This is a genomic window from Achromobacter kerstersii, from assembly GCF_902859595.1.
Lineage (GTDB): Bacteria > Pseudomonadota > Gammaproteobacteria > Burkholderiales > Burkholderiaceae_B > Achromobacter > Achromobacter kerstersii.
Genome location: NZ_CADIJQ010000001.1, coordinates 1265601 through 1288690, shown reverse-complemented (window position 1 = coordinate 1288690; position 23090 = coordinate 1265601). Strand labels below are relative to the sequence as shown.

The 23090-nt window shown below is 64.6% G+C and carries 22 protein-coding genes; 13 read left to right on the top strand and 9 right to left on the bottom strand.

Annotated features, from left to right (window positions below):
• The first annotated feature begins 178 nt into the window (after window positions 1-178).
• The 7 genes from HV765_RS05630 to HV765_RS05600 all read left to right on the top strand — a co-directional run bounded on the left by HV765_RS05630 (window position 179) and on the right by HV765_RS05600 (window position 7351).
• The gene (locus HV765_RS05630; protein ID WP_054421702.1) at window positions 179-1264 is read left to right on the top strand and encodes an ABC transporter ATP-binding protein; all 1086 of its coding nucleotides are present in this window, start codon (window positions 179-181) and stop codon (window positions 1262-1264) included.
• Entirely contained in the window at window positions 1264-2352 is a 1089-nt protein-coding gene (locus HV765_RS05625; RefSeq protein ID WP_175169060.1) for an ABC transporter ATP-binding protein, read from the top strand. Before HV765_RS05630 ends, HV765_RS05625 begins: the two co-directional genes overlap by 1 nt.
• Window positions 2349-3239, top strand: a complete 891-nt coding sequence (locus tag HV765_RS05620; protein WP_054421708.1) for a carbohydrate ABC transporter permease — start codon at window positions 2349-2351, stop codon at window positions 3237-3239. The genes HV765_RS05625 and HV765_RS05620 overlap by 4 nt, the downstream gene beginning before the upstream one ends.
• Window positions 3232-4044, top strand: a complete 813-nt coding sequence (locus HV765_RS05615; RefSeq protein ID WP_054421712.1) for a carbohydrate ABC transporter permease — start codon at window positions 3232-3234, stop codon at window positions 4042-4044. The genes HV765_RS05620 and HV765_RS05615 overlap by 8 nt, the downstream gene beginning before the upstream one ends.
• 12 nt (window positions 4045-4056) lie before the next feature.
• Window positions 4057-4365: a DUF2160 domain-containing protein gene (locus HV765_RS05610; protein ID WP_175169059.1), complete on the top strand. Its 309-nt coding sequence runs from the start codon at window positions 4057-4059 to the stop codon at window positions 4363-4365.
• Window positions 4366-4452: 87 nt separating this feature from the next.
• Window positions 4453-6183 carry an ABC transporter substrate-binding protein gene (locus tag HV765_RS05605; protein ID WP_175169058.1) on the top strand — a complete coding sequence of 577 codons (1731 nt, stop codon included), beginning with the start codon at window positions 4453-4455 and terminating at the stop codon, window positions 6181-6183.
• Between the two features lie 199 nt (window positions 6184-6382).
• Window positions 6383-7351, top strand: coding sequence for an alpha/beta hydrolase family protein (locus HV765_RS05600; RefSeq protein WP_254600457.1), 969 nt, complete (start codon window positions 6383-6385; stop codon window positions 7349-7351).
• A gap of 94 nt (window positions 7352-7445) precedes the next feature.
• Here HV765_RS05600 and HV765_RS05595 read toward each other — a convergent pair whose 3' ends face one another.
• A complete protein-coding gene (locus HV765_RS05595; RefSeq protein ID WP_175169057.1) occupies window positions 7446-8342 on the bottom strand; it encodes an NAD(P)/FAD-dependent oxidoreductase in 897 nt (298 codons plus the stop codon).
• 237 nt (window positions 8343-8579) lie between these two features.
• Here HV765_RS05595 and HV765_RS05590 point away from each other — a divergent pair, with 237 nt between their 5' ends.
• Complete coding sequence (locus HV765_RS05590) at window positions 8580-9707, top strand: acyl-CoA dehydrogenase family protein (protein WP_175169056.1); 1128 nt, start codon at window positions 8580-8582, stop codon at window positions 9705-9707.
• A gap of 1 nt (window position 9708) precedes the next feature.
• Here HV765_RS05590 and HV765_RS05585 read toward each other — a convergent pair whose 3' ends face one another.
• Together HV765_RS05585 and HV765_RS05580 are read right to left on the bottom strand one after the other, a co-directional pair.
• Entirely contained in the window at window positions 9709-10599 is an 891-nt protein-coding gene (locus HV765_RS05585) for a tetratricopeptide repeat protein (RefSeq protein ID WP_175169055.1), read from the bottom strand.
• Window positions 10600-10736: 137 nt separating this feature from the next.
• Complete coding sequence (locus HV765_RS05580; protein ID WP_175169054.1) at window positions 10737-11135, bottom strand: DUF2784 domain-containing protein; 399 nt, start codon at window positions 11133-11135, stop codon at window positions 10737-10739.
• A gap of 200 nt (window positions 11136-11335) precedes the next feature.
• On the opposite strand from HV765_RS05580, the gene HV765_RS05575 reads away from it, so the two are divergent.
• A complete protein-coding gene (locus tag HV765_RS05575; protein WP_254600456.1) occupies window positions 11336-11719 on the top strand; it encodes a nuclear transport factor 2 family protein in 384 nt (127 codons plus the stop codon).
• Between the two features lie 28 nt (window positions 11720-11747).
• Here the strand turns inward: HV765_RS05575 and HV765_RS05570 are convergent, their stop codons facing one another.
• Genes HV765_RS05570 through HV765_RS05555 form a run of 4 tightly spaced genes read right to left on the bottom strand, consistent with a single transcriptional unit; the run spans window position 11748 to window position 13909 of the window.
• A complete protein-coding gene (locus HV765_RS05570) occupies window positions 11748-12323 on the bottom strand; it encodes a restriction endonuclease (protein WP_054421729.1) in 576 nt (191 codons plus the stop codon).
• 59 nt (window positions 12324-12382) lie between these two features.
• Entirely contained in the window at window positions 12383-12628 is a 246-nt protein-coding gene (locus HV765_RS05565; RefSeq protein WP_175169053.1) for an RNA-binding S4 domain-containing protein, read from the bottom strand.
• A gap of 30 nt (window positions 12629-12658) precedes the next feature.
• Window positions 12659-13399 carry a DUF502 domain-containing protein gene (locus HV765_RS05560; RefSeq protein WP_254600455.1) on the bottom strand — a complete coding sequence of 247 codons (741 nt, stop codon included), beginning with the start codon at window positions 13397-13399 and terminating at the stop codon, window positions 12659-12661.
• A 42-nt stretch (window positions 13400-13441) separates the two neighbouring features.
• Window positions 13442-13909, bottom strand: a complete 468-nt coding sequence (locus HV765_RS05555) for a winged helix-turn-helix transcriptional regulator (RefSeq protein ID WP_054422406.1) — start codon at window positions 13907-13909, stop codon at window positions 13442-13444.
• 134 nt (window positions 13910-14043) lie between these two features.
• Between HV765_RS05555 and HV765_RS05550 the strand changes: the two genes are divergently transcribed.
• From HV765_RS05550 to HV765_RS05535, 4 genes are all read left to right on the top strand, one after another.
• Window positions 14044-15345, top strand: a complete 1302-nt coding sequence (locus HV765_RS05550) for a D-amino acid dehydrogenase (protein ID WP_175169052.1) — start codon at window positions 14044-14046, stop codon at window positions 15343-15345.
• A gap of 46 nt (window positions 15346-15391) precedes the next feature.
• Window positions 15392-16516, top strand: a complete 1125-nt coding sequence (locus HV765_RS05545; RefSeq protein WP_175169051.1) for a metallophosphoesterase family protein — start codon at window positions 15392-15394, stop codon at window positions 16514-16516.
• Window positions 16513-19140 (top strand): AAA family ATPase, encoded by a 2628-nt coding sequence (locus HV765_RS05540; protein ID WP_175169050.1) that lies wholly within the window; start codon window positions 16513-16515, stop codon window positions 19138-19140. The genes HV765_RS05545 and HV765_RS05540 overlap by 4 nt, the downstream gene beginning before the upstream one ends.
• A gap of 557 nt (window positions 19141-19697) precedes the next feature.
• Window positions 19698-20606 carry a DMT family transporter gene (locus HV765_RS05535; RefSeq protein ID WP_175169049.1) on the top strand — a complete coding sequence of 303 codons (909 nt, stop codon included), beginning with the start codon at window positions 19698-19700 and terminating at the stop codon, window positions 20604-20606.
• Here the strand turns inward: HV765_RS05535 and HV765_RS05530 are convergent.
• Both HV765_RS05530 and HV765_RS05525 read right to left on the bottom strand, forming a co-directional pair.
• Window positions 20560-21591, bottom strand: a complete 1032-nt coding sequence (locus HV765_RS05530) for a hypothetical protein (protein ID WP_254600454.1) — start codon at window positions 21589-21591, stop codon at window positions 20560-20562. The genes HV765_RS05535 and HV765_RS05530 overlap by 47 nt on opposite strands.
• A 396-nt stretch (window positions 21592-21987) precedes the next feature.
• A complete protein-coding gene (locus HV765_RS05525; protein ID WP_054421745.1) occupies window positions 21988-22974 on the bottom strand; it encodes a tripartite tricarboxylate transporter substrate binding protein BugE in 987 nt (328 codons plus the stop codon).
• Window positions 22975-23090: the final 116 nt, after the last annotated feature.

Here is a 23090-nt window from a genome sequence, read left to right as displayed (position 1 = left end):
CAAGATTGTTTTTTGTTCGCTTCTTCGGTAAAACGCACAAAAAACGAAAGCCATCTGAAAGAGTATGCTCATCGTGTTGCGCCCCTGCGCGCAACGGCTGGGAAGTTGTGCCGCGCTGTACCGAATGCCGAAGTCCGTTTGTAAAAACAGGGACATATAAGTAGGTTGAGGAGACTAGATGCAGCTGACCCTGGACAGGATAGGTTTGCGCGCCGGTTCGCAAACGCACCTGACTCCCATGAGCCTGGCCCCGGTTCCGGGCGCCATGACGGTGCTGCTGGGGGTGACCCTGGCCGGCAAAACCTCGTTGATGCGCATCATGGCCGGGCTGGACCGGCCCACCGAAGGCCGCGTGCTGGTCGATGGCGCCGACGTCACAGGCGTTCCCGTGCGCCAGCGCAACGTCGCGATGGTGTATCAGCAGTTCATCAATTACCCGTCCATGTCGGTTTACGACAACATTGCGTCGCCGCTGAAGCTGCGCGGCGAACGGGACATCCGCGAAAAAGTTCGCGCCATGGCGGCGCGCCTGCACATAGACCACTTGCTTGAGCGCTATCCGTCTGAATTGTCGGGCGGGCAGCAGCAGCGGGTGGCGCTGGCGCGCGCGCTGGTCAAGGACGCGCCGCTCATCCTGCTGGACGAGCCGCTCGTCAATCTGGACTACAAGCTGCGTGAAGAATTGCGCGACGAGCTTTCGGAATTGTTCGCCGAAGGGCGCTCGACCGTGGTGTACGCCACGACGGAACCGGGCGAAGCGCTGTTGTTGGGCGGCCACACCGCCGTGCTAGATGCCGGCGAACTGCTGCAATACGGCCCCACCGCCGAGGTCTTTCACCGGCCCAATTCCATCCGGGTGGCGCGCGCGTTCAGCGACCCGCCCATGAACCTGTTTCCCGCGCGGCGCACCGGCACGGGTTTCGTCCTGCAAGGCGAGCTGGCGGTGGACCGCCACTTGCCCGCCAACGCCGGGGGCGACATCACCGCCGGCTTGCGGGCGGGCGCGCTGGATGTGGAACCGCGCGCGGGCCACCTGAGCCTGCCGGGCACGGTGAAGCTGGCCGAGATTTCAGGTTCCGACACCTTTGTGCATGCCGAAACCGCAGCGGGCGATGTGGTGGCGCAGTTGCCGGGGGTGCACCGGTACAAGCTGGACGAGCGCGTGCAGCTGTATTTCGACCCCGCGCAGACCTATGCCTTTGGCGCCGACGGCGCGCTGCTGGCCGCGCCGCGCCAGCCCGCGGGCGCCGGGGAGCTGATCTGATGGCGCAGATTGAGCTGGACCTTTCCCATTCCTACGTCGCCCATCCCCAAACCGACGAGGACTACGCGCTGCTGCCGCTGAAGTTCACGTTCCGCGATGGCGGCGCGTACGCTTTGCTGGGGCCATCGGGCTGCGGCAAGACAACTTTGCTTAACTGCGTGTCGGGGCTGCTGCAGCCGTCGCATGGCCGGATTCTGTTCGATGGGCAGGACGTCACGGCCAAGACGCCGCAGGCGCGCAACATCGCTCAGGTGTTCCAGTTTCCGGTCGTGTACGACACGATGACGGTGGCCGAAAACCTGGCGTTCCCGCTGCGCAACCGGGGCATCCCGCCAGACCGCATCCGCGAACGTGTGGGCCGCATCGCCGAGATGCTGGAAATGTCGTCCGTGCTGGACCGGCGCGCAAGCGGCCTGACGGCGGACGCCAAGCAGAAGATCTCGCTGGGCCGGGGCCTGGTGCGCAGCGACGTGTCGGCGATTTTGTTTGACGAACCGCTTACCGTCATCGACCCCCAGTTGAAATGGGAGTTGCGCAGAAAGCTCAAGGAAATCCATCACGAATTCAAGCTGACGCTGATCTACGTCACCCACGACCAGACCGAAGCGCTGACCTTTGCCGACCAGGTCATGGTGATGGCGCGCGGCCGCGCCGTGCAGGTGGGCAGCGCGGACGACTTGTTCGAACGGCCCGCGCATACCTTCGTGGGCCATTTCATTGGTTCGCCCGGCATGAACTTCCTGCCCGCGCAGTGGCGCGAGGGCGGGCTGATGGTAGGGCAGGCGCGGGTGGTAGGCGCAAGCGGCGAGCTCGCCGCCAAGCTGGAAGGCGCCGGCCCCGTCAAGCTGGGCGTGCGGCCTGAATACCTGCGCGTCACCGAACCCGGCGCGGCCGGCGCCGTGCCCATGCGGGTGGACCGCGTGCAAGACGTGGGCACCTACACCTTGCTGGTGGCCGACTTCGAAGGCACCGCCGTGCGCGCCCGGCTGGGCAGCAACATCGTGCCCGTGGCGGCGGGCGGCACGGTCTGGCTGTCGGTGCTGAATCCGCACACCTGCTTTTATCGCGACGAGGTGCTGATCCCATGAAACCCATCGATCATCGAGCCTGGTTCCTGGTGTTGCCCGTGGTGCTGTGCGTGGCGTTTTCGGCGATCTTGCCGCTGATGACCATCGTCAACTACTCGGTGCAAGACATCATTTCCCCCGAACGCCGCGTGTTCGTCGGCACGGAATGGTTTGCCGCTGTCTTGCAGGACGAAGAATTGCACGGCGCCTTGTTCCGGCAGATCGGCTTTTCGCTGGCGGTGCTGGCCATTGAGATTCCGCTGGGCATTTTGCTGGCGCTGTCCATGCCCGCCAGCGGCTGGCGCGCCTCTGCCGTGCTGGTGATCATCGCGCTGTCGTTGCTGATTCCGTGGAACGTGGTGGGCACCATCTGGCAGGTGTTCGGCCGCACCGACATCGGCCTGCTGGGCGCCACCTTGACCTGGCTGGGGGTGGACTACAACTACACCGGCAACGACCTCGACGCCTGGGTGACCGTACTGGTCATGGACGTGTGGCACTGGACGCCGCTGGTCGCGCTGCTGTGTTACGCGGGCCTGCGCGCCATTCCCGACGCCTACTACCAGGCCGCCCGCATCGACGGGGCGTCGCGGCTGGCCGTGTTCCGCTACATCCAGCTGCCCAAGATGCGCGGCGTGCTGATGATTGCCGTGCTGCTGCGCTTTATGGACAGCTTCATGATCTACACCGAGCCGTTCGTGCTGACCGGCGGCGGGCCGGGCAACGCCACCACGTTCCTGTCGCAATACCTGACGCAAAAAGCCGTGGGCCAGTTCGACCTGGGCCCGGCCGCAGCGTTCTCCATCATCTACTTCCTGATCATCCTGCTGCTGTGCTTCATCCTCTACAACTGGATGCAGCGCGCAGGCACCTCCGGCGGCCTGGACGAGGAGCATCCCCATGCGTGACCAATCCACTTGGTGGCGTTCGGCCTTCCTGATCCTGTACCTGGTGTTCGCCATCCTGCCGCTGTACTGGATGCTGAACATGTCGTTCAAGACCAATACGGAAATCGTCAGCACGCTGACGCTGTGGCCGCGCGACTTCACGTTCGAGCATTACCGCACCATCTTCACTGACCGGGCCTGGTATTCGGGCTACATCAACTCGCTGATCTACGTGGTCATCAACACCGTGATCTCGCTGGCCGTGGCGCTGCCCGCGGCCTATGCGTTTTCGCGCTACCGCTTCATCGGCGACAAGCACGTGTTCTTCTGGCTGCTCACCAACCGCATGACGCCACCCGCCGTGTTCCTCTTGCCGTTCTTTCAGTTGTACAGCTCGTTCGGCCTGATGGACACGCACCTGGCCGTGGCGCTGGCGCATCTGGTGTTCAACGTGCCGCTGGCCGTGTGGATTCTGGAAGGCTTCATGTCGGGCGTGCCGCGCGAAATTGACGAAACCGCCTATGTCGACGGCTACTCGTTTCCACGTTTTTTCCTGACGATCTTCCTGCCGCTGATCAAGTCGGGGGTGGGCGTGGCGGCCTTCTTCTGCTTCATGTTCAGCTGGGTGGAACTGCTGCTGGCGCGCACGCTCACGTCGGTGAACGCCAAGCCCATCGTCGCCACCATGACCCGAACCGTGTCGGCCTCCGGCATGGACTGGGGCGTGCTGGCGGCGGCCGGCGTGCTGACCATCGTGCCGGGCGGCATCGTCATCTGGTTCGTGCGGCACTACATCGCGAAAGGTTTCGCGATGGGCCGCGTGTAGAGGGGGCGCGACATGTTCAGCTGGATGGTATGGACTACCCCCGTCGCCGTGTTCTTTTCGTGCATCGTGCTGATGCTGATCGGCATGACGGTCTGGGAATTGAAGTCGCCCACGGTTGAGCGCAAGGGCTTTCTGCCGTTGCGCACCACGCGCGGCGACCGGCTGTTCATCGGCTTGATGGCCGCGGCCTGGCTCAACCTGGCGTTTCTGGGGTTTGGTCAGAAAGCGGTGCAATGGTTTTCGCTGGACGAGCCGCCATCGGTATGGATCAGCTTCGTGCTGTCCATGTTGCTGCTGGCCTTCATCATGAGAAAAGGCTGAAGGGGATCAGGAAGGACTACGGCCCGTATCTTCCCCGGCCAGCGGTCCGCAGCAAAAGATGGGGAAGGACATTCGAGGAGACAGGTCATGAAAATGCGCATGCACGCCGTGGCGGCCGCTATCGCCCTGATCGGAACGTCAGGGGCGTGGGCGGGCGAGCCCGAAGCGAAGAAGTGGGTAGATGCTGAGTTCCAGCCATCCACGCTATCCAAAGACCAGCAGATGGCCGAGATGAAATGGTTCATGGACGCCGCCGCCAAGCTGAAGGCCAAGGGCGTCAACGAAATTAGTGTGGTGTCGGAAACCATCACCACGCACGAGTACGAATCGAAGACGCTGGCCAAGGCGTTCAGTGAAATCACCGGCATCAAGGTCAACCACGATCTCATCCAGGAAGGCGACGTCGTTGAAAAGTTGCAGACGTCCATGCAGTCCGGCAAGTCCATCTACGACGGCTGGATCTCGGACTCGGATCTGATCGGCACCCACTACCGCTACGGCGCCATCCTGCCGTTGTCCGACTACATGGCCGGGGCGGGCAAGGAATGGACCAACCCCAACCTGGACATCAAGGACTTCATCGGCACCAAGTTCACCACCGCGCCGGACGGCAAGCTGTACCAGCTGCCCGACCAGCAGTTCGCCAACGTCTACTGGTTCCGCGCCGACTGGTTCGCCCGCCAGGACCTGAAAGACAAGTTCAAGGCCAAGTACGGCTACGACCTGGGCGTGCCAACCAACTGGTCCGCCTATGAAGACATTGCCGACTTCTTCTCCAATGACGTCAAGGAGATCGACGGCAAGAAGGTCTACGGCCACATGGACTACGGCAAGAAAGACCCGTCGCTGGGCTGGCGCTTTACCGACGCGTGGCTGTCGATGGCCGGCGCCGCCGACAAGGGCCTGCCCAACGGTATGCCGGTAGACGAATGGGGCATTCGTGTCGCCGACGACAAGTGCACGCCGGTGGGCGCATCGGTGTCGCGCGGGGGCGCCACCAACAGCCCGGCCGCCGTCTATGCCCTGACCAAGTACATCGACTGGATGAAGAAGTACGCGCCGCAGCAGGCGATGGGCATGACGTTCTCGGAGTCTGGCCCCGTGCCGGCCCAAGGGCAGATTGCGCAGCAGATCTTCTGGTACACGGCATTCACCGCCGACATGACCAAGAAGGGCCTGCCGGTTGTGAACGATGACGGCACGCCGAAGTGGCGCATGGCCCCGTCGCCTTACGGCCCGTACTGGAAGGACGGCATGCAGAACGGCTATCAGGACGTGGGCTCGTGGACGTTCTTCAAGTCCACCAACCCCGACAAGATGGCTGCCGCCTGGCTGTACGCGCAGTTCGTCACGTCGAAATCGGTGTCGTTGAAGAAGTCCATTACCGGGCTGACCTTCATTCGTGACAGCGACATCAATAGCGACTTCTTCACCAAGAACGCGGCCAACTACGGCGGCCTGATCGAGTTCTACCGCAGCCCGGCGCGCGTGGCCTGGACGCCCACCGGCAACAACGTGCCCGACTACCCGAAGCTGGCGCAACTGTGGTGGAAGAACGTAGCCACCGCCGTCACGGGCGAAAAGACCCCGCAGGCCGCCATGGACAACCTGGCCAATGAAATGGATCAGGTAATGGCGCGCCTGGAGCGCGCCGGCATGGCGCAATGCGCGCCGAAGCTCAATGCCAAGAGCGACCCCAGCAAGTGGCTGTCGGACCAGCATGCGCCGTGGAAGAAGCTGGCGAATGAAAAGCCCAAGGGCGAAACCATTCCGTATGAAAAGCTGCTGGCGGCTTGGAAGGAGGGCAAGGTGCGGTAAGCGGGTATCGGGTATCGGGTACCGGTATCCGGTATCGGGTATCGCTAATCCGTAATCCGTGATCCGTAATCGGTAATCGGGTATCCCCAACCCGGCGCTGCGGCAACGCAGCGCCTTTTTTATTCCGGCTTTTTCTGATGGCGGCGATGGGATAATGCCGGCTTTCCTGCTTTGCCTCTTCGCGGAATTTCCATTCAGCATGTCCACGCATCTTCTTGGCCGTATCAGTGCAGCCGCCGTTTTTGGCTTGGCGATGGCGTCGTCGCACGCCGCCGGTTTTCAACGCTTGAACATTCCCATGGACATGAATGGCCCCGGGCTGACCGGCGCCATCTGGTATCCGTGCGCCACGCCCGTCACGGATATCAAGGTGGGCGCCGCGACGATACCCGGCGTGTTGAATTGCCCGGTGCCGGACGGCCGGCATCCGTTGATCGTGATCTCGCACGGCTCGGCGGGCTCGTTCCTGAGCCATCACGACACCGCGGCCGCGCTGGCGAACGCGGGCTTTGTGGTGGCGGCAATCAATCATGTCGGCGACAACGCGCAAGACCGGTCGCGCCAGGGGTATCTGTCGATTTTCTCGACGCGGCCTCGTGAAATGCGGCGCTTGCTTGACTACATGACGACAGCGTGGCCGCAGCAGGCGAAGGTGGACTCGACGAAGATTGGCGTCTTCGGCTTTTCGCGCGGCGGCTATACCGGGCTGGTGCTGGCGGGCGCCAAGCCGGATTTCCAGACGGGGCTGGCCGTGTGCCAGGATGCGCCCACGCTGCCGATGTGCCGTGACATCGCCAGCGGAAAAATTCCGCAGCAGCCCTATGTGCAAGACGCACGCATCAAGGCGGCGGTGATTGCCGACCCGTTGAACGCGTTTCCGGGCGATGCCTTGAAAGCCGTGAAGATTCCCGTGCAGTTGTGGGCGTCGGAGCAGGGCGGTGATGGCGTGATGCCCGCCCGTGTGGAAGCGGTGCGTCAGGCGCTGCCTGCCGCGCCGGATTTCCAGGTGGCCCAAGGTGCGGGGCATTTCGCTTTTCTGGCGCCGTGCTCGCCCGAGCAGGCGCAGTCGTCGCCTGCCATCTGCCAGGACGCTGCGGGGTTCGACCGCCCGCATTTCCATCACGACTTCAACGCCAAAGTCGTTGAATTCTTCAAAGCGAATCTATAGCGAAGGCGTGTTGGCCATTCGCCTGTTTGCGACTCGCCAATCGCGATTTGCCGACTCCTAATTCGCCAGGGCAAATTCGTTTTTGCCCAATTTCCTATTCCATCACCAGCGATCGGTGCACGCATACGCCCGCCATGACGCCCGAGGCGCTGGCGAGTGTGGCGTTGCTCATCGGAATGGCGGCGTCGCCTGCGGCATAGACGTTGGGAATTGATGTTTGCCGCAGCTCATCCACCCGGATCAACGGCCCGAGCGGCCCGTCATTGAATGCGCAGCCCAGCTGCATGGCCAAGGGGCTGGCCATGTGCGTCCTGCTGGCGACAAACAGCGCGTGGATCGCCATGCGCCGCCCATCGGCAAGTTTGACCGCATCCAGCGCCGGGGCCGTGCCCATCAATTCCACAATGGGCGTGCGTTCGATGCGCACGCCGCGTTTTTCCAACAGGGCGGCTTGCTCCGCATCCGGTTCGAATTCGCCCTGCGTGAAGTAAGTGGTGGGGCCCCAATCCGGCAGCAGCATGGCCTGGTGCGCCGACAGCGGGTGCGCCGCCATCACGCCCAGCGGGCTGCCCGCGACTTCATAGCCGTGGCAGTAGGGGCAGTGCAAGACAGTCAGGCCCCAGCGTTCCTGCAAGCTCGCAAGCGCCGGCAATTCGTCACGCAAGCCCGTCGCCAGAATCAGGCGCTTGCCTTGAACGTCCTGTCCGTCTTCGATAGACACGCGCAACAGGCCGGCGTCTTCGCGCGCCTTGACCGCCTGGCCATCCAGAAACTTGACGGTGGGGTACTGCGCCAGCTGCTCACGCGCTTCTCGCACGATCTCATACGGCGCCTTGCCGTCCTGGCCCAGAAATCCGTGTGAATGCGCAGCGTACCGGTTGCGCGGCAAACCGCCGTCGATCAACAGAATGCGCCGTCTGGCGCGAGCCAATTGCATGGCGGCGGACAGGCCGGCAAAGCTGCCGCCCACGATGATGGCGTCGTAGGTCATCTGAAAATCTCCTTCAGCGGTTATCAAGACACTTGGTAAGTTGCATGATAAATCGAAGCCTGGAATTCACGCAACTTATGTTGTTCTGTATTGGTGGATGCCGGGATGTCGCGCGCACCATCGGGCGGTGTATTCTCGATTCCGTGCCACGTCCGCCAACCCGCCGCGGCCGTGCAAAACAAAGCGGGCGGCGCCGATCCCGCGCCAGCCCGCTCTCGCATCTCAGGAGACAAAAACATGTTGTTGACGGAAGAACAGCTCAGCATTCAGGAAATGGCCCGCCGCTTCGCGACGGAACGTCTGGCGCCTAACTCCGAACGCTGGGACCGAGACCACCACTATCCCGCCGACGCCATTCAAGAGATGGCGCAGCTGGGGTTCTTCGGCATGTTGGTGCCGGAAGAATGGGACGGCAACGCCAGCGGCTATGTGTCGTACGCGGTGGCGCTGGAGGAAATTGCCGCCGGTAACGGCGCGTGTTCCACCATCATGAGCGTGCATAACTCAGTGGCCTGCATGCCTATCCTGAAGTTCGGCACCGATGCGCAGAAGGACCAGTTCCTGCGCCCGTTGGCCACCGGCGAACACATTGGCGGCTTCGCGTTGACGGAACCGCAAGCCGGGTCGGACGCCAGCAGCCTGCGCACGCGCGCGCGCCGCGATGGCGACGACTACATCCTGAACGGCGCCAAGCAGTTCATCACGTCAGGCAAAAGCGGCCAGACGGTGATTGTGTTCGCCGTGACCGACCCGGACGCGGGCAAGCGCGGCATTTCCGCCTTCATCGTGCCAACCGACACGCCGGGCTATCAGGTGCTGCGCGTGGAAGATAAGCTGGGGCAGCACGCCTCGGACACGTGCCAGATCGCGTTTGAAGACATGCGCATTCCCGCCGCTTACCGGCTGGGGGCAGAAGGCGAGGGCTACAAGATCGCCTTGGGCAATCTTGAAGGCGGGCGCATCGGCATTGCGTCGCAATCGGTGGGCATGGCGCGCGCGGCATTTGAATGCGCTCGCGACTACGCGCGCGACCGGCAGGCCTTTGGCAAACCTATCATGGAGCATCAGGCGGTGGCGTTCCGTCTGGCGGACATGGCGACGCAGATTCACGCGGCGCGTCAGATGGTGCTGCATGCGGCGGCGCTGCGCGAAGCGGGCCGGCCGGCCTTGACCGAGGCGTCGATGGCCAAGCTCTTCGCTTCCGAAATGGCCGAGAAGGTGTGCTCGGCCGCGATCCAGACGCTGGGCGGCTATGGCTACCTGAAGGACTTTCCGGTGGAGCGTATTTACCGCGATGTGCGCGTGTGCCAGATCTACGAAGGCACCAGCGATATTCAGCGCCTGGTGATTGCGCGGGCGCTGTAAATCACTGCGCCAGCTCGCGGTCCCAATACGCCAGATGCTCTTTCCAATCTGGGCGGTTCATGGCGTGCAGCTGAGTCAGGATGCGCGTAGCGGCATCGCGCTGGCCCAGGTGCAGGTGCGCCTTGATCAGGTTATTGCCAACCGGCAGCCCGTGCGCTTCGGCCACAAAGTGCGGGCCCGCCAGTTCCAGGATCTCGGCAATGCAACCGGCGTTGCCGAGGTCTCCGCTCATTTGCATCAGCAGGTCGCCCGGTATGGGTTGCCCCGCGCGCGATAGCGATTCCCGATACAGCGCGAGCGCGCCCGCCGTGTTGTGCGAACCCAATTCGCCGCGGGCAAGCCACAGCTGCGCGCGCCAGCTGTGAGGCAGCGCAGCAACCTTGCGCATCGCGGTGATGCCCGCCGCATCGCCGCCCACGTCGCGGTGGATGGCCTCGTACCAGCCCAGTCCGTTGTCCTGGTTCGGGTCAAGTTGCAGCGCGCGCCACAGCGTGTCGAGCGTCTTGGCGTCGTCATCGCGCTCAGCGTGGACCTTGGCCAGATTCGTCAGCACGATGCCCGTCTCGCCATGCTGCGCGCAGAAGTCGAGCAGCACGCGTTCGCAGTCGTCCAGGCGGCCCAGCTTCATGTAGACGATGGCTTGCAGCACGATCGCGCGTTCGGGGTTGGCGTCCAGTTCCATCAGCCGTTCGGCGGGGCGGACCATTTCCTCGAAGAAGCCATCATTCAACGACTGGATGATCAGGCCGGCCAATTGATCGGCATCGTTCCAGTTCTGCTGGATGGCGCCGACCAGCACGTTGTCGCGCCATTGTTCGCGGGCGACGAGAATCTCGCGGCCATCGGCATCAAACGCGCGGATCATCTGGGGGGTGTCGGGGTGGGAGCTCATGCGGGGGGGACCGTGGTGCGGCGTGGCGCCGGGTGCCTGACATGATAAAGCAGCGGGCGCGGCGGACGATGTGGCGGCTTATTTCGCGGCGGCGTTTTCGTGCGAACCCATTTCCTGCGAGCCCATATCGTGCAAGCTCATTTCGTGGCGGCATCCAGACGCGTGCTGGACCGGTCACGGCGGCGGCGTCGCGCCCACAGCGTGTAGACGATCAGGTTGCCCGAGATCAGCAGCGCGGCCAGCACAATCTGCGACGTGCGCGTGATGCCTTCCGGATAGATGATGCCCAGCAAATAATGCTCGATGAATCCGCCCGCATAGCCTTCCTGCCCCGCCTGCTGCCGCAGCGACACTTCCAACGGCGTCAGCGGGCAGATCCAGCCCATGCCGATGACCATGGCGCCCCAGGCCAGCGCGGGCAGATGCCAGTACGCGGCGCGCGGCTTCCATAGCGCAAGCAGGCCGCCGAACACCACGAAGGCAACGAACAGGCCATGCAAGACAAGCACCAGGTCGGCAAGAATGCGGTAGGTCATGCGGGGGTCTCAATGAATAATCAGGAACTGCGGTGACGCAGCGGGATGCGCATTTAATCGTAATCGCGCTTGCCCCGTACAAGTCATTGGCAACAAGGCACGACGCTTGGTGTCGGAATAGAATGCCGGCGATGGATTGACGCGCCGACTGATCGACGCCCGGACAGACCAATCCCCCGACATACCGATATCAGGCAAGCATGATGACCCAAACAATCACGGCGCGGATTCAGGCCGCGGAAGAGGAACTGCGCCAGGCGATGCTGGCGTCCGACATTGCGGCGCTTTCGCGCCTGCTGGACCCGGAGCTGATATTCACGAATCACATGGGCTGGACGTTCACGCGCGAAGACGATCTGGATGCGCATCGTTCGGGCTTGTTGAAGATCCACGGCCTGGACTTGTCCGAATGGAATATCGCCGTGCGTGAGGCGTGCGCGGTGGTGTCCGTGCAGGCCCGCATCACCGGCAGCTATAACGGCGTGCCGGCCAACGGCACGTTCCGCTTCATGCGGACGTGGGCGCCGGATGCCGAACAGAGTCAGTGGCGCGTGATTGCCGCCAGTTCGGTGATGGTGGTTTAAGCCCGCGGGGGGCGACCCGCCGTTAGCGTCAGACCTTCAAGTCGCGCAGCAGCTTGGTCAGTTCCGGCGCCGTCATCAGCGACACGCCTTGGGATTTGGCGTAGCTCCACGCGTTGTCCGACACATCGCCCAGCGCGATGTAGATCGCTTCACGCGCGCCGCGCTTTTCGCGCGCCGCTTGCAGTTCGCGCAGCGGCTCCACGCCGACGCGGGCGGCTTTCCAGCGCTTGGCGCTGACGATGGCCACGTGGCCGTCTTTGCTCAAGGCGAAATCCGCGCCAGGCGATTGCAGGCGCTCGACCTCACAGCCGTCGCGCTTGAAGCCGGCTTCGACCGTTGCCGCGAATTCCGTCCACGACATGGCGGCGGCGGCCTCGGCCACCGCCTGCACGCGCGTGCCGGACGGCGCGCGCAATTGCTTGTAGGCCGCCATGATGGAGATGACCGCAAACGGCACCGCCGCGAACACGCCCATCGCCGCGAACTCCAGGGGCAGGGCGGCAAACCCGCCCACGCACAGCACGACGGCCACGCCCGCGCTCATCCACCACGGCGAACGCAGCAGGACGGCGAAGATGGAGTTCTGGGACATCTTGAGTTTCATGGGGGCTCGCGGTGTTGCGGTGTCGGGAAGGTGGAACGGAAAGACGAAACAGAAAGGGGTCAGGCGTCGGCCGGCGGGGTGTCGGCGGCGCGCACCACGATGCGCACGTCGCCGCAGGTGACGATCTGGCCGCCGCGGATTTTGGCGGTCTTGCGCGTTTCGACGACACCGCCAACGCTGACCAGGCCGTCGGCCACCATCATCTTGCCCGCGCCGCCGCTGTCGCAAACGCCGGTGGCTTTCAAGAGCTGGTTGATTTCAATGTAGGGGCTGCCGTCGGCAAGCGTGAATTCGATAAGAGGCATGGGTTGCGCGTAAACGAATGAAAAAGCCGGTCAGACCGGGCCGCCGCTGCGGGGGGGCGCGGGCGGCAAATCAGAAGGCGGCAAATCAGAAGAGGCCGAGGCAGAAGGGGCCGAGGCAGAAGGAGCCAAGTCTGGGGCGACCGAGTCCGGCTCGTCCGGCGCTGCGGGCGCCGCCGGGCGGTGGTTGCTTTCGGCGCGCGCCATCCAGGCGATAAGCGACGAACGCATCGCTTCTTCCACCGACATCTGAATCGGTTGCACCCAGTCTTGCGGCACGAAGACGGTGTAGCCGCCAATCATGTAGCCCATCGGCAGGTAAACCGCCACGCGGTCGCCTTGCGTGAAGCCTTCAGGCAGGCCTTCCATGCTGCGGCGGGTGACAAGGCCCACCAATTCCAGCTGCTGGCCCGGTATGCGCAGCACCACGACCTGTTGCGCCGTGTTCTTGGAGCTGGGCGAAAAGTAGTCCGCAAAACTTTTCAGCGACGAATAAATGCTCTTGACCACCGGCAGGTTGGTGAAGGGCATTTCCACGACGGTCAAAAAGCGCTGCACGCGCTGCTTGGACACCAGGTAGCCAATGGCCAGAATGCCCAGGATGCCCAGCGCCAGCCCCATGCCCGGCACGTAGAACCCGCCGATGAAGGGGCGCAGGAACGTCAGCGCCACGGCCTCGGTCCAGGCCAGGAAGATGTACAGCAGGTAGATGGTCAGCGCCAGCGGCAGCACCGTGATCAGGCCGCGGAAGAAGTATTTGTAGAGACGAGTCATAAGGGGGGCTAAAGACCGGGACTAAAGAATTTGGGGTCGGACCTAGCGGTCCACGGGCAGGTACAGCGTTTCCTTGATTTCCTCCATCACGACGTAGCTGCGGGATTCCGCGGACGCTGGCAGTCGTTTGAGGATTTCGCCAAGAAGGCGGCGGTATTCGTTCATTTCCGTCAGGCGGGCCTTGACCAGGTAGTCGAAATCACCCGACACCAGGTGGCATTCCATGACTTCCGGCACATACAGCAGCTCTTTCTTGACCTTGTCGAAGACATCGCCCGATTTGGCCGACAGCTTGATTTCCAGAAAGACCAGCAGGTTCTTGCCCAACGCGGCCGGATTGACGCGCGCATGGTAACCCGTGATGACGCCTTCGCGCTCCATCCGTTTGACGCGGTCGGAGCAGGGCGTGGCGGACAGGCTTACGCGTTCGGCCAATTCCGTTACCGAAATGCGGCCTTCACGCTGCAGGATATCCAGGATTTTCAGGTCGATTCTATCGAGGTCGCGCATTTCACTTTTGGCGATCAGAAAAAAGGGGCCGCCCGAGAAAAAGCACTGGTAAAGCAAAATAATCAGTGCTTTTCACTGCGACGAGGGCCATAGACTACCGAAATTACTGAGCAAATCCAAATACGGAAAGAATCATGCATGTGATCGTCCTAGGTAGCGGCGTTATCGGCACCACGACCGCGTATTACCTGGCCCGCCAGGGCGCCAAGGTTACGGTCCTTGACCGCCAGCCCGCCGCCGCCCAGGAAACCAGCTACGCCAACGCCGGTCAGGTATCGCCGGGCTATTCCACGCCCTGGGCGGCGCCCGGCATTCCGCTGAAGGCGATCAAGTGGCTGTTTCAAAAGCATGCGCCGCTGGCGATCCGCCTGGACGGCAGCCTGTATCAGCTGAAATGGATGGCGGCGATGCTGGCCAACTGCTCGGCTGACCGCTATTCGGTCAATAAAGAACGCATGCTGCGCCTGGCCGAATACAGCCGCGATTGCCTGCGCGAACTGCGCACGTCCACCGGCATCCATTATGAAGAGCGTACGCGCGGCACCTTGCAGCTGTTCCGTACCGACTCCCAAATGGAAGCCGCCCGCCGAGACATCGCGGTGCTGGAAGAGGTGGGCGTGCCGTATGAGCTGCTGGACCGCAACCGTCTGGTAACGGCCGAACCCGCGCTGGCGCGTTCGATCCACAAGCTGGCCGGCGGCCTGCGCCTGCCCAATGACGAAACGGGCGACTGCCGCCTGTTCACGACCCGGCTGGCCGAGATGGCCGTGGCGATGGGGGTGGACTTCCGCTACAACCAGACCGTGTCGGGCCTGAACACGGCAGGCGGCCAGATTACCGGCGTGCGCGTGGGCAACGACGTTCTGACCGCCGACCGCTACGTGGCGGCCTTTGGCAGCTACACGCGCGGCTTCCTGGAACCGCTGGGCCTGGACCTGCCGGTGTACCCGGTCAAGGGCTATTCGCTGACCATCCCGCTGAAGGACGAAAGCGCCGCGCCCGTCTCGACCATCCTGGACGAGACCTACAAAATTGCCGTAACCCGTTTCGACGAGCGCATCCGCGTGGGCGGCATGGCCGAGTTGTCGGGCTTTGACCTGCGCCTGAAAGACGCGCGCCGCAAGACGCTGGAGCTGGTCGTCAACGACCTGTTCCCCGACAGCGGCCATGTGGCGCAAGCCGAGTTCTGGACCGGCCTGCGCCCGATGACGCCGGACAGCACGCCGGTGGTTGGCCCGACCCGCTACGGCAATCTGTACCTGAACACCGGCCACGGCACGCTGGGTTGGACCATGGCGTGTGGCTCGGGCAAGCTGGTGGCTGATCAGGTCATGGGCCAGCGCCCCGCGATTCGCACCGACGGCCTGAGCCTGTCGCGTTACGACCGCGGTGCAGCCTCCGAGCCGTCGCTGGTGCTGGGCGGCAAGGGCGCTTGAGCGGGGAGGCAAGGGCGCTTGAGTTTGCTTGTGCCAAAATCGGCGGATGACCCATTTTCTGCATACCGCCGATTGGCAGATCGGCCGTCAATACGGCCAGTTCGAAACCGATGATGCCGCCATGCTGGCCGAGGCGCGCTTTGACGTCGTCGGCCGCATCGCCCAGCTAGCCACCGAGCGCGGCGTGGACGCGGTGCTGGTTGCGGGTGACGTATTCGACACGCAAGGCGTGTCCGATCGCACGATCCGCCGGCTGTTCGCCGCCATGGCCGGCTACGCCGGACCCTGGGTAATGATTGCGGGCAACCACGATGCGGCCTTGGCCGACAGCGTCTGGAGCCGCGCGATGCAGCTGGGCTGCATTCCCGCCAACGTGCATGTGCCATTGCGCGTTGGCGTTGTCGACTTGCTCGCCATCAATCTGGCCGTGCTGGCGGCACCGCTGACGCAACGCCACACCTACGACGATGTCACCCAGGCGTTCGACACGCTGGACACCGCCGCCGGGCGCGTGCGCGTGGGCCTGGCCCACGGCAGCGTTTCTGGCCGGCTGCCCGACACCATCGACGCCACCAACCCCATCGCACCTGACCGCGCCACGCGCGCGCGCCTGGACTATCTGGCGCTGGGCGACTGGCACGGTTGCCTGTCCATCGACGCGCACACCTGGTATGCCGGCACGCCCGAGCAAGACCGCTTTCGCGGCAACGAACCCGGCTATGTGCTGGACGTGCGCATCGATGCGCCGGGCGCGGTGCCGGTTGTTGAACGGGTCGCGACCGGCAAGTACCGCTGGTCGGCCTGGGATGAAACCATCAGCCTGCCCAGCGACGCGCACGCGTTGGCTGAACGGCTGGCGCAGACGCGTGTCGAAGACGTGTTGCGGCTGGACGTACAAGGCCACGCCAATATGGAAACGCTGGACACCTTGCAGCGCGCGGTGGACTTGGCGGCGGCGCAGGCGCGCGCCTTGTTGCCTGACCTGTCCGGGCTGCGCCTGGAACCCGATCTGGCGGACCTGGCCGAGCTGGGCGCCAGTGGTTATGTGGGCGACGTGGCGGCGCAGCTGCAAGCGATGCAAGGCGAGGGCGAGCAGGCTGCCGTCGCCAGCGAAGCCTTGCGGCTGCTGCTGCGGTTTCAGCGCGATAGCGTCTCGGGAGCCGCCAAATGAAGCTCTCGCGCATTGCATTGGAAGAATTCCGCAAGTTCCGTCAGCCCCTGGTGCTGGACGGCTTGCAAGACGGGCTGAACCTGTTCGTGGGCGCCAACGAGGCCGGCAAGAGCACCGTCGCCACCGCCATCCGCGCGGCGTTCCTGGAACGCTACAGCACCAGCAAGGTCTCTGACCTGGCGCCGCGTGGCGAGTCCGGCGCGCGGCCAAGCGTTGAGCTGTCGTTCGCGCATGCGGGCCACGACTATGTGTTGAAGAAGCAATTTCTGTCACGCGCGCGCTGCGAGCTGCTGATCGACGACGGCGCGCAGCGCCTGGATGGGGAAGAAGCCGAAAATGCTTTGGCGGCGTTGCTGGGCTTCGAGCTGCCCGGACGCGGCCAGAGCAAGCCCGACCTGGCCGGCATTCCTGGCCTGCTGTGGATACAGCAAGGCGACGGCCAGAATCTGCAAGAGGCGGCGGGCTATGCGGGCACGCATTTGCGCGATGCGCTGACGCAGCTGTCTGGCGAGCTCACGTCGTCTGATGGCGACCGCCTGTATGAACGCGTATCGGCCGAGCGCGCCGCGTTGCTGGATGCCCGCAATGGCCGCCCCAAGGGCATCTACAAAGATGCCGAGGACGCCTTGGCGCGCGCCACGGCCGAGCGTGACGACTGCGCCGCAGCCATGGCGCAGTTGAATGCCGACGTGGACCGTTTGGCCGAGCTGCGCCGCGACCACGAGCGCGCGCAAGCCACCGAACCCTGGAAGGAATTCGAGGCCAAGGCGGCTGATGCGCGCGCCCGCTTGGCCACGCTTGCCAAGGAGCGCGAGGCGTTCGAAGGCCTGCGCCGGGAACAGACGCAAGCCGCCCAGACCTTGGCCCTGTTGCAGGACCAGGTGCGCCGCGATCAACAAGACGAATCCGAATACCAGGCGCTGGTGAAGGAAGCGCAAGCCGCGCGGGCGCGGGTGGACGCCGCGCAGGAACCGGTGGCGCGCGCGCAGCAGCAGCGCCAGACGCACGCCGCCGCGGTCGACGCGGCGCGCTTGCGGGTGGCGGCCGTACAAGCGGTGGCCGACCGCCGCGACGTAGAGCGCCAGCTCGCGCAGTTGAACGCCGAAATCGAACGCCTGGACGACGCGCTGAAAGCCGCCACTGCGCTGATCGAACAAGGCTCGCTGCTGAAGACCGAAGCGCTGCGTATTGAGATTGCCGACGCCGATATCGACGCCTTGCGCAAGTCCGAACGCGCGCTGGCCAATCTGCAAGTGCGCCAGCAGGCCATCGCCACGCGCTTGTCGTATGAATTGAACGCCGGGCAGCAGGCCACGCTGGATGGCAAGCCGTTGTCTGGTGCCGACCAGGTATTGCTAACGTCGGTTGCCGAGCTGGATCTGCCCGGCGTGGGGCGCTTTCGCATCGAGCCGGGCGGCCAGGACTTGCCGGCGCTCAAGCGCGAACGGGACGATCTGCAACGGGCATGGTCCGCCTTGCTGGAACGTTTGGGCGTGGCGACGCTGGCCGATGCCGAACAGCGCCACGCCCGCTACACGGCGTTGCAGCGTGAGCTGGCCGGCATGCGTAATACTCTGGCCATCCATGCGCCCAAGGGTATGGACGTGTTGCGTGGCCAACGCGACGACGCCCTGGCTCGCCGCGTGCCATTGCAAGAGCGCTTGGCGAAACTGCCTGCTGCGGTCGACGGCGGGAACGACGATTTGCCCGCCGCCACGCAGGCCTTGCGTGAAGCGGAAGCCGTGGCCACGCAGGCCGAAGTGTCGCTGGCGGCGGCGCAGCGCGCGCTTGATGCGGATATGGCGCGCGCGCAATTGCTGGAAGGGCAGGCGGCGGCACGCGGCGCCGACATGCAGTCCGCTGAACGCGCTTCGCAACGTCAGGCGCGCGCGGGCCGGCTGGCAGAGGTGCGCAGCGGCCACGATGACCTTGACCGCCGCGTGCGCGACGCGCAAACGGCACTTGCCGAACACCGGCCTGAATTGGTGGAGCAGGACGTTCAGCGCTATGAAAAATCGGCCGGCATCGAACGCGAGGCGCAGCACAAGCGCCACGGCGAGATCCTGCAACTGCAAGGCAAGCTGGATCAGGCGGGCGCACAAGGCTTGGGCGAACGCTTGTCCGAGGCTGCGGCCGACTGCGAGCGCCTGACGCGCCGTCGTGATGAGTTGTCGCGCCGTGCGGCGGCGCTGGACTTGTTGCTTAAGCTGCTGACCGACAAGCGCGCGGCGGCAACACAACGGCTGCAAGCGCCGCTGGCCCGCCGCTTGAATCACTATCTGGCCTTGCTGTTTCCCGACGCCGCGCTGCGCCTGGACGATGCCTTGTTGCCCACGGCGTTGCGGCGCGGGGATGGCGAAGATCTGCTTGATGCGCTGAGCTTCGGCACGCGCGAGCAGCTGGGCATCCTTGCGCGTTTCGCCTATGCCGACCTGTTGCAGGAAGCGGGGCGGCCCACCTTGCTGCTGCTGGACGACGCGCTGGTTCATACGGACGACGCGCGGCGCGACTTCATGAAGCGCGCCTTGTTCGACGCCGCCACCCGCCATCAGATTCTGATGTTCACCTGCCACGGCGATGCGTGGCGGGACATGGGTGTGGAGCAGCGGCGCATCGGCGGGTGAGGGCAAGCGTGGCTGCGGGTGAGGGCAATCGTGGCTGCGGGTGAGGGCAAGCGTGGCGGCGAGGCTTGACGGGTTTCTGGCCTGTCGCTACGCTACGCAAATGCCCGCCGCCACGAACCTGTTTGCCTCGACCGCCGCTGCCCACGCAGCCGGCGGTTTTGCATGCGCGCGGGTCTTCGCGAGGGTCTTCTCTTCCCGGGTCTTGCCTTCTGTTATGGCGTCCCCTGTCGTCTTTTCCCCTGTCACTGCGGTAGTCCCTTCGGTGGTGCTTTCGCCGCCTGGGTCTCCTCCGGCCTCACCGCCTTCCGGCGGGGTTTCCGGCGCGTATCCGCCTTCCGGCGTGGTCTCCGGCGCGTATCCGCCTTCGGCGGTCGTAGCTGGCTAAACGCCGGTTCGTCTTCCCGACTCCAGCCCTTTCAGTTATCCGCACTATCGGTCGCATGATGCGCTGACGCCTTTGGCGCTCGCCGTGCGCAGCTGATCCGTGCGCGGCCCGCTTGGCGCATCGCCATGCAGGGGGCTGGAGCCTGTGCTTTTACCCTGACAGGTGAAACCTCATGTCTTTGAATCGATCTTCGTGGACGGCCTACGGCTCCACGGCCTTGTTCGTGCTGCTGTGGAGCGGCGGCGCCATCTTCGCGAAATGGGGGCTGTCGCATGCCTCTGCCTTTGGCTTTTTGCTGTTGCGCTTCATCCTGGCGTTGGCCGCGCTGGCGCTGATCTGCCTGTGGCGCAAACGCTGGCTGCCGGCGCCCGGCACACGCTGGACGGTTGCGGTGACGGGCTTGCTGCTGATTGGCAGCTACTCCATCTGCTATCTGCTGGCGCTGGACCACGGCATCACGCCGGGCGTGCTGGCGACGTTGCTGGGTGCGCAACCCATCCTGACCTTGGCAGTGATGGAACGCCGGTACTCCCCCGCGCGTCTGGCCGGTTTGTTGCTGGCGTTGTCGGGCCTGGTGATGGTGGTGTTCCAAAGCATCGGCATGGCGCGGTTTTCGGTGGCCGGTATGACGTTCGCGCTGGCGGCCTTGCTCAGCATGACAGGGGGCGCCATGCTGCAAAAACGCGTGAAGCAGGCGCCGATGGACGTGCTGCCCTTGCAGTACGTGGTCAGCTTGGCGCTGTGCCTGGTGTTCGCGCCGTTCCAGCCCCTGCGCGCCGAATGGGGCGTGGGGCTGGTGCTGCCGCTGATCTGGATGGGACTGGTGATTTCGGTGGGCGCGACGCTGCTGTTCTACCGGATGATCCAGGCCGGTAACCTCGTCAACGTCACCAGCCTGTTCTATCTGGTGCCGGCCGGCACCGCCGCGCTGGATTACCTGATTCTGGGCAACCGGTTGTCAGTGCTGAGCCTGGCGGGCATGGGCGCGATCCTGTTGGGGTTGATGCTGGTGCTGCGCCACCCGGCAGCCGCCATCACGCCAACGCGGGCGTCGCGTTCATCGGCCACGCGGGGCGGTTAGCGCTGGCGGGCGGCGGGCCGGCAGGGTCTTTGTGCTGGCCCTGCGGGTAGTGCTGGCTCTGCGGGTCGTGGGGGCTGTCCAGTTCGTCCGCGGCGTCTTGCCTATCCCGCGCGTCTGCCGCGTCCCGTCCCGCCCAGTGCCCGCTGACCAATTGGGCGGGGCGGCTTTGCGCCACCACGCGTGCGCACACGGACCAGGCGTCCAGCCGGACGCTCAGGCCGGCGTACACGCCGTGGCCGTCGCCCGCCTGGATCAGGCCGTCGGCCTGCACGCCTTCACCGGCCCGTATCGAACCTTGGGCGCGGATGTCGCCGCCTGCGATCATGCCCCAGCCTGATGCCAGGTGTTCGCCGCAGTCAATCGCGCCACCGGCCTGGATGCCGCTGCCCGCGTTGATTTCCTTTTCGGCGCGCACGTCGCCGCCCGTCTTGATGCCTTGGCCGCATTTGATGGCGCCTTGGGTCTGCACGTCTTGTCCGGCATGCAGGTGGCCGGTCACGGCCAAGTCCTGGCCCGCGCAGATGTCCCATTTTGCGCGCACGTTACCGCCACAATCCACGCGGGTGGCGACTTCGATGCCCCAGTCGGCCATGATGTCGCCGCCTGCGCGCAGGTTGCCGCCGCTGGCGATATTGGCGGCCGCAGTGATGTTTTCGCCCGCCATGATGGTTTCACCCGCGCGGATGCCGCCGCCCGTGATGATGCTGCGGCCGGCACGCACGACCGAGTCCACGTTGATGCCCATGCGCACTTCCAGCGTGCCGGCGAAGACGATGGCGTTCGCGTCCACGGCGTCCAGTTTCAGCACCGCATCGGTGGGGCCGAACTGGTCCAGCAGCCAGCAAGCGTCGCTGACTCGGCCGTCTGCGACCAATGCGTCAAGCACGGCCTGGTAGTCCCCCTGTCCGTTGTGGTCGCGGATGAACCATTTGTAGCCTCCCGCGCAGGGGTTCTTGGCTTTGACGAATTTCTTGGTGAGTTGCATGGTGCTTAGACGAAGATCGGTGCGTGGCCGGGCCGCCGGCGCGCGGCAGGCAGCAAAGATTCAGGCGCGGGCGTCCGGCCACGCGGCAGGACAACCGCCGGCCGATGTCTGGCGGCAACCCATAGCGATGTGCTCAGGCCGCCGGCGACTGGCCGGAATGAAAGAAGGGGGAGCGAAGACGCCGGCTGATTAGCCGGGCTTGGAGCGCGCGTAAGCGGAACGCGCGGCGACTTCCTGCGAGCTCAACAGAGTCGAGCGCAGGGCGCAAAGGACGCAAGCAGCGGGAGGGATGGGAGAAAAATCGGATCGCACGGGGCCAGATGCTAACACCCAGGCATCGCTAGTCAAGTGGGCAAGCCGTCCCCAATAAAGAGGGCGGCTCGCCCGCAGTGACGATCAGTTCGTCGAAACGATGTTGCGTTCCTTGGCGATGCGCTGGCGCAGTTCCAGCTCGCGCTGGATCTGGGCGGCGTATTCGGCGGGCGTGTTGCCGTCCACCAGCGATCCGCCGTCAGCCAGACGTTGCACGATCTTCGGGTCTTTCAGCGCCTTGATGGCGGCATCATGGATGCGATCCACCACAGCCTTGGGGGTGCCGGCAGGGGCCACCAGGCCGTACCAGGCCATGTTGTCCATTTCAGGCAGGCCGCCTTCCTTGAAGGTCGGCACGTCCGGCAGGGCGGGCAGGCGCTTGGGGGCGGCCACGGCCAGGGCGCGCAGCTTGCCGGCCTGGATGTGGGGCATGGACGACGGCAGGTTGTCGAACTGGGCGTTCACCTGGCCGGCGATCACGTCATTCAGCGCCGGGCCCGAACCGCGGTAGGGCACGTGCACCATGTCGGTCTTCGTCAGCGACTTGAACAATTCGCCGTCCAGGTGGCCGATGCCGCCTGCGCCTGACGAGGCATAGCTGTACTTGCCCGGGTTGTCTTGCAGCAGCTTGATGAATTCGGCCAGGTTTTTGGCCGGCACGGCCGGGTTCACCGTCAGCACGTTCGGCACGTTCACCAGGTTGGTGATCGGCGTGAAGTCCTTGATCGGGTTGTACGGGTTCTTGGGGTTGGTGGCCGGGTTGGTGGCCATGGTGCTGACGGTGGCAACACCCAGCGTGTAGCCGTCCGGCGCGGAACGGACCAGCGCGTCGGCGCCGATCGAGCCGCCGCCACCGCCCCGGTTTTCAACTACGACGGCTTGGCCGAGCTCACGGCCCAGGCCTTCGGCCACGATGCGGGCCACGATATCGGTGGTGCCGCCGGCCGCAAACGGGACGATCAGGCGGATGGGTTTGTTGGGGTAGGGGTCGGCGGCGAGGGCCGCGGAGCTAAAGCAGACGCCTGCAATGGCGGCGGCCAGAACGGCCTTGGCATGAGACAGCACGGTCAAGAGTCTTCTCCATATTGTTGTTCCGAGCCGGCCGGCTTCTTGGGCCGGCGTCGGTGAAGCGTGCGTAGCCGGATACGGGAGTTGCATACACTTCGTGGACGCAATTCCACACAGGA